Raw genomic sequence first — 7796 nt, 5'->3', positions numbered from 1 at the left:
TGCCTCCGTAGATCTCTCCGCAGGGGAAAACGAAGCCACGGCGCTTCGCGAGGCTAATGACGGACTCGAGGCGAGAAGGGCCCTGTGCCACTTGATGCTCCTTGCACATGATGGCCGCACCTGGCTGGCGCGGCATTGACCTCCTGATCCTATCGAAGATTAGGAAGAGCCCCGCATGCCGGCTGCGCACGTGGGCAAGGCTGGGAATGCGTGGAGATTGCTGTACCTGAGGTTTCGGGGGTGCTCACTCAGTTCTCAGGAGGCTCGTGGGATACACCGGGAATGACGGGGCGACTCACACGACTATTCTCATCGCGAATCCACAGGTCACGCCATGCGCCCCCCTCGACCACGTCGATCACGGGAAGGCCTGGGCGCCATGAGGCGAAGCCAGCCGGATACCCTGGCTCACTCCGTGTATGAACGGCCGTCTTCAGTAGCTTCCTACTCTTTGCGTCCCACACACGAACAGACCCATCCAAACCCCCGACTGCCACACGCGAACCATCAGCCGACACACCGACCGATCTGACGGGGGATGTATCGCCCACCAACGCACTCACAGTCTCACCAGAATCCACATCCCACACACGAACAGACCCACCCTCCCCCCAGGTGACCACAAGCGAACCATCAGCCGACCACGCGACCGATCTGACGGAGGACGTATCGCGATCCAACGCACTCAGCACACTCACAGTCTCACCAGAATCCACATCCCACACACGAACAGACCCATCCAAACCCCCGACTGCCACACGCGAACCATCAAGCGACCACGCGACCGATCTGACGGGGGACGTATGGCCCTCCAACACACTCACAGTCTCACCAGAATCCACATCCCACACACGAACAGAATCATCCCGCCCCCAGGTGACCACACGCGAACCATCAGCCGACACACCGACCGATTCGACGGAGGACGTATGGCCCTCCAGCACACTCACAGTCTCACCAGAATCCACATCCCACACACGAACAGACCCACCCTCCCCCCAGGTGACCACACGCGAACCATCAGCCGACACAGCAACCGATCTGACGGAGGACGTATCGCGATCCAACACACTCACAGTCTCGCCAGAATCCACATCCCACATACAAACAGACCCACCCCGCCCCCAGGTGACCACACGCGAACCATCAGCCGACACAGCGACCGATTCGACGGAGGACCGGGACCTATGGTCATCCAGCACACTCACAGTCTCGCCAGAATCCACATCCCACATACAAACAGACCCCTCCCGCCCCCAGGTGACCACACGCGAACCATCAGCCGACACAGCGACCGATTCGACGGAGGACCGGGACCTATGGTCATCCAGCACACTCACAGTCTCACCAGAATCCACATCCCACACACAAACAGACCCCTCCCGCCCCCAGGTGACCACACGCGAACCATCAGCCGACACACCGACCGATTCGACGGAGGACGTATGGCCCTCCAACACACTCACAGTCTCACCAGAATCCACATCCCACACACAAACAGACCCACCCTCCCCCCAGGTGACCATACGCGAACCATCAAGCGACCACGCGACCGATCTGACGGGGGACGTATGGCCCTCCAGCACACTCACAGTCTCGCCAGAATCCACATCCCACACACGAATAGACCCACCCCACCCCCAGGTGACCATACGCGAACCATCAGCCGACACAGCGACCGATTCGACGGAGGATGTATGGCCCTCCAGCACACTCACAGTCTCGCCAGAATCCACATCCCACACACGAACAGACCCATCCCGCCCCCCGGCTGCCACACGCGAACCATCAGCCGACACAGCGACCGATCTGATGGGGGATGTATGGCCCTCCAACACACTCACAGTCTCACCAGAATCCGCATCGCACACACGAACAGACCCATCCCCCCCCCAGGTGACCACACGCGAACCATCAGCCGACACACCGACCGATCTGATGGGGGATGTATGGCCCTCCAACACACTCACAGTCTCACCAGAATCCGCATCGCACACACGAACAGACCCATCCCATCCCCCGGTGACCACACGCGAACCATCAGCCGATAAAGCCAGCGCACCAGAGCCGAGCGCTGAGAGGATAATCTCCCCGTGTTGATGCACACTCGTCATTTTCTCCCCCGTAGAGGTCCACGTGGCCCCTGGATGGCCCAACGGCCACAACGCGCCTTTACTGCGGGTGTTGGTGAAGGTCGCCTGGGTCAAACGAGCATCCGTGAAGTCAGCACGGTTCAGATTCACCTCCTGAAAGACGGCTCGCCTTAGGGAACAACCCACGAAGCTGGAGCCCGTGAGGTCGAGTTGCCTACTGACGCTTCCCTGAATCACGATCTCATCGAGCTGAGCGCCATCAAGTTTGATCCCCCGCAGAGGGGGCATTGGAAGTCCCTGCCGATGAGCGTGAAGGGCGTAGGCAAGGAGAAGCTCACTCACCTGTGGCCGATAGCTGGTCCGCCAACGCGTGAGGTGTTGAAGAGCATTGGAATACTCTGTTTGGAGCAGTTCACCGAGGAAGGTGAGCGTCTCACGGCTGGGCACGGGAATCTTCCAGCCTTCACACGCATTCCGCTGTGCACTCTCGGCGAGGTGCCGGGCGAGGAAATACTCAAACAGGGAGGTGTGGGCGAATCTGAAGCCGGCAATAGGCGCGTCTTCACGACTGAGGAAAGTGGCGGTTCTGAGATCCTCCTCGAGACGTTCAAGGTCGGCATTCAAATAGCGTCTCTGGAACCGAGCTTCGCTGGCCACCCACTCATGAAACCAGTCGTGCAGCTCTGAGACCGGGAGCAGACTCGTCCCAGAGCGCCACAAGTGTGCGGCTAGAGCCATCACCAAGAGCGGCTTATGTTCGCGCGAAATGTAGTGCTTCAGGTCATCACGATCAAGCCATTTCTCTGTCATCAGTTCGTAGAGGGTGGCTCCCGATACTGGCTCTCCAGAAGCACGCCTATCCTCGAGTTCTGGAATCTGTTTTGAAATGAGTTTGAGCGTGTACGGCCGCTCCGAGAGCTCACTCAGATTGTGGACATTTCTGATGGTTTCCATCACCACATCAACCGGGATGGACGGAACTGCTGCTTCTAGGTACTTTCGCACCTGTTTTTCAGTCAGCGGCAACAAAGTCATTGCCCGATAACTCTGTGCAGTAAGGTCGGTCCTGTCCCGCAGAAGAAAGTGATTCTGCTGAGCCCTGAGAGTAGGGAAGTACTGCGTCCGACAGGTGAGCATGACTTTGGTTTGCAATCTCAGTTCTGAAGGCACAACGTCGATTACGCCGAGGAGCTGCTGCGTGAAAGCCAGTCCCGTCCTTTCATTGAACTTGACCAGCAATTCATCGAGCCCATCGAAAATCACCAGACAAGGTGAGTCGCTCAACCATGCGACAAATCGATCCCAGGTGTAGTGCTTCGACTCCTTGGGGAGCCAGCCATCGCGCATACAGACCTCCACGGTCGCTCTCAGCGAGGAAGCTTCGTCTGCTCTGATGATCTTCTTAAGGTCGAAGTAGAGGGGGATGGGAAGGGTCGGATCATTTTTTCGTTGTTTCTCCAGCTCTTTGGCAAGACGTTGGGAGGTCACCGTTTTTCCCATGCCGTACTCGCCAAGTAGAGCGAAGAACTGTTCCCCCTTCGGGTCTGACACCCATTCGAGCAGGGCTTCCAGAATTGGCCGTCCGGATTCATCAATGGGAGTCGATTCCGGCTTGTCCAAACTCACAGGCATCGCTCGAGGATCGTCAATGAAGCCTCCGCCTGCGAAGACGGGATCAAAATCTCCCATTGTGGCGACACTCGGACTTAAATTCACAGGGCGGCGCGCCGGTAAATCGGTTGTCCCTCTTTCAATGATGGCATGAACAACCTTTGCAGCTTGCTCGGCTGCAATTTTCTGGTCTCGTTCCTTATGTGGATTATTCTTCTCTTCCGCCCAGTCGCAGATCCCTTTAACCAGCAACCAGCGAGTTTTTTCCCGACATGCCCGCTCGATGCCGGAGCCCTCCATTTCTCCGCCAACAATACTCGCATGTCTCGCCCTGAGCTCATCCCGATATTCCTTATTGTCTACCAGGGCATCGCCACTCAGCACGAGGCCTTGATGAATTCTCGGCCACCCCTCCTGTCCCCTGCGGGCATGCTCCAGCTCCCGCACCCTGGCCAGAAGAGCGTCTGATGCGGGCCTGGGAAGTCCTCGTTGCGTATCATGGCCGTTGGGCTCGACCCGGACGTGCATATAGTTGAGGATCGCTTCGCTCACGAGAACATCACCGATTTGTTGCCTCCCAGGCTCAACACCAAAGGCAATCCCCACAGCGTAGACCTCAGTCGGGTTCCAATTCTGTACCGCCTCTATGGCTGCGTACTGCGCTTCCCCTGTCGTTTGTCCCGAGATCGCGTGAATGATTCGCATTCCGCTGATGTCCGCGAGGTGATAGTAGCTCCGTTCACCACGGACCACGCGACGGTCCGGTTCTTTCTCGCTACCTGTGAATTCCTTCCACACTGCCCGAGTTTCATTCGGATTGAATGTCAGCAGCACGACCGTCGGCACCCCGCTCTCAACAGCCCGCTGCTCTGCGAGCTGGTCCTCAGGAATCGCCCTCAGGACGTCCGCATCAAATTGGGGACTCTCCAACTCAGGCCCCTCGAACCACACCCATCGAGAGCTAGCTCCTCCGCGCTTGCTAGGAGTGATGCACATATTGAAGGCCACCCCCTGCTTTTCGGCAACCTTGTTCACAGCCATCATGAGCCGGTTGAGATTCCGATTCAGGTTCCCAGTCTTGTCTTCATAGGGGTAGAGCATCTCAAACAGCTCAGAAACCAGGACACGACCTTCCGCGTCGAGCATGCCGACGACGACCTCCAGGGCCTTTGAATTGGCAGATGAGAGACCCTCAAGCCTCTGAATGGCACCCCTAGCGCTGACGAAATCTAAGACTCTCACCACGACACCGTCCTTCCAACAGTGCCATACTAGCAGGAAGACGGCGCCAACGTGTCTGAATTGACTGAATACAGTCCGAATAGCTCACCCCTCGAATCTGTCGTCTCGCCTCTACGGCCCTGTGGACCACTGTAGCCATATGCCAATGGGACTCCATGCGCCCACTCTCCTGCCCTACACGCAGGTTGCGATCGACCGCACCCACACCCCCGCGCTGACACCTGCGAGACTGCCCGGCGGCGTGCACTCACCCCTCACACACCTGAGCCCTCCGCCCAAGCTCACCCTCTTCTCATTCACGGAGCGCAACCCTTCGTTTGCGTCCACGCGAGCACTCGACTCCCACAACACTCTCGCCCCCTCCTCAGTGAGCAGGAGCAGACACCCTCTGCTCCTTCTCGAAGGATGAGACGACGGCCAAGGAACAGGAATCGGGGTGTCGCGGATTGATGCGAGCCGAGGCGAAGAGGGGTGCTGTGAGCCCATTGTTGAGGGACCTCTTCAGGTGGCCGGATGCGGCGTTCGCAGCGCACTCACAGCCGATTGACCCCCGAAGGCGAGTTCTCAGCACCCACAAGCCGCTGGGAGCCTTGAAAGACATGAGCCGATGCTGATTGTGGTGGAGCTTCCATCTGGCGACGGCGGTGCGCCCTCGTTCGTGGAATCTGTTGCGCCCGGACTGTGGTGAACGAAGGAGAGAGTGCTCAAAACCGACGCTCGTTTTCGCTCCATGGGAGCCAGTGGCTCGCACTGTTCAGGGGTGCTGCCACCCCCTACATTTTCTCGATGGGTACCCACAGCTCCATCTCGTAGTCGACCGCACGTATATCCCCGGGAGCGTAGGCTTCGAAGTCCGGAGCGCCCGAGTGGCGATACCCATGCTCGGGAAGGAACGATTCCATCACGTACCTCCATCCTCGGTGGATGCACTCGGGGACCGGGCCCTCGAGCCTGACGATCGCGTACTCGTTCTCAGGGACTTCGACGACGTCAAGCCCCAGCTCTCGCGCCGCTACCCGCTTGGGCTCACCCCCAGAGCAATCGCCTCCACGCTCACAACAGCAGACACATCCACCTGGGACAGGAACACCCGCGGCTCTGCCAGGCGTACGAGCGCATCGCGGCGACACCTTCACTGGGGGAAAGGAATGCCCAAGAGAAGGGGAAAGCAGCGGGGTACTCAGCATCCCTCTATGGTGAGAAGCCAGCGAGTCCATGTGCATGCGAATACAGAGGCACATGGAGCTCGCTGGGTGGGGTCACTACTGGAGCGCGGCTGATGCGAGGCTCGGCATGTCGATGACCAGTTCACTTGTGATCCCGTTGAACTCGATGTAGTTCTCGGCATCATCCTTCGAGAAGTTTTCGGCGGGCTTGCCGTCGCATTCATAGGAGATCGATGTCGCGATGCCTTTGCGCACGGCCCTGAACGCGTAGCCGGAGGGAAGGAGAATGCGCGAGGTGGCGGAGACCTGGTTAATCTCGATGCCTCCCTCGTGCGACACGACTCGCACGATCATGTCCAGATTCGAATCAATCTCGAACACTCCCCTGTTGTCCTGCACAACGATTTCGGAGATTTTGCCTCCCAGCTCGACCTTGTCGCTGTCGAGTCCACTGACCTGGACTGTGCCCGCGTTCACGGCCAGCTCGATGTTCGCGGCATATTTCTGCGGAATGAGGATCTGGATCGTGAGCCCCTCCTTCGCCTGAGCCTCGCTCGCACCTTTGAGACGCACGAGGTCAATATCGATGCCCCTCCTGTTGTCGTCGATCTTGACTTTGTAGTCCTCTTGAATGCCCCGTAGGACGTTCGACAGGAGGGACACCTGGACCTTCTCCCCCTCGTAGGAGTTCATCGTCACCGTATGGGCCCCACCCAGGTTGATATCGAAGTCCTTCACGCCATCGAGGTCGTACTCGGTTCTGCTCTCGAAGAGGTAATCGCTCTGTTTCCTCTCACGCTTTTCTCCGGAAAGCAGCTCATCGAGGGACACCTGGAAGAGTTCGGCGATGGCGATCAGGTTGGACACGTCGGGCACGCCCGTGCCGTTCTCCCATTTCGTAATGGCCTGTCTGGAGACGCCGATCCTTTCGCCCATGCTCTCCTGCGACATGCCGGACTGCTTCCTCAGGTTCTTGATTCGTGCTTCGAGGCTCATTGTTCTTCCCTTCGTCGTGGTCAGATTCGTCATAGTCGGATGAGTCATCGTCGGCAATGTTCGTCAAACAGGGCTTGCGAAACAAGCAACTCTGGCTGACATCAGCCCGAATTCTCGCTACTTTCCGTAGCATTTGGCCTTGAGTTCTCCTCCTCAGCCTCTTCGGGCCCAATCCTGATTGACGACAAGAGCGCAATGCAGTGATGACAGTGACTCCGCTCAAGAACGGCACGGTGCACCAGGTCCGAGGGCAGCAGCTCGAAGATGAGCGAGGAAGATTCGGGGAGCCTCGTCCTCTGCCTCGGTCTCACGCGTCTTCGAGCCCTACTCCACGATTGAGCAGGCAATTGCTTGAAGAAACAGCGCAAAGCGAGAGCAATGCAACACCCCTTGCCTTTTGACAACGATTCCCATTAATAAGAAACTGGTGGCATGAATATCAGACGCTCCCTGGCGCTCGCCACGGCTGCCCTCGCCGCAGCCTCCCTCACCGCATGCTCTCAGCCCACAGCTTCCACCCCCTCCGATTCAACGCCGGAGACCGGCGGCCAACTCAAAGTGATGGCCTCCTTCTACCCGCTCAAGTACCTGACTGAACAGATCGGCGGCGAGCTCACCTCCGTCACCTCACTCACCCCAGACGGTGCCGAGCCGCACGACCTCGAACTCTCCCCCGCCAGCGTCGACC

Annotated in this window: 4 protein-coding genes; 1 reads left to right on the top strand and 3 read right to left on the bottom strand. The window is 58.5% G+C overall.

Annotated elements, in window-relative coordinates:
* Positions 1-248: 248 nt before the first annotated feature.
* The 3 genes from JFX23_RS09170 to JFX23_RS09160 form a co-directional block, all read right to left on the bottom strand.
* Positions 249-4946, bottom strand: a complete 4698-nt coding sequence (locus tag JFX23_RS09170) for a WD40 domain-containing protein (protein WP_198776639.1) — start codon at positions 4944-4946, stop codon at positions 249-251.
* 773 nt (positions 4947-5719) lie between these two features.
* On the bottom strand, positions 5720-6133 hold the full coding sequence (locus JFX23_RS09470) for a GyrI-like domain-containing protein (protein WP_233050738.1): 414 nt from the start codon (positions 6131-6133) through the stop codon (positions 5720-5722).
* Between the two features lie 75 nt (positions 6134-6208).
* Complete coding sequence (locus tag JFX23_RS09160) at positions 6209-7156, bottom strand: helix-turn-helix domain-containing protein (protein ID WP_233050737.1); 948 nt, start codon at positions 7154-7156, stop codon at positions 6209-6211.
* Between the two features lie 384 nt (positions 7157-7540).
* Here JFX23_RS09160 and JFX23_RS09155 point away from each other — a divergent pair.
* A partial coding sequence (locus JFX23_RS09155) for a metal ABC transporter solute-binding protein, Zn/Mn family (RefSeq protein WP_198776638.1) occupies positions 7541-7796 on the top strand: 256 nt, incomplete at its 3' end.

It is taken from the genome of Schaalia cardiffensis (genome assembly GCF_016405145.1).
Classification (GTDB): Bacteria; Actinomycetota; Actinomycetes; order Actinomycetales; family Actinomycetaceae; genus Pauljensenia; species Pauljensenia cardiffensis.
Note: the sequence above shows the minus strand (reverse complement) of the source record. Positions and strands in the feature narration are given on the sequence as shown.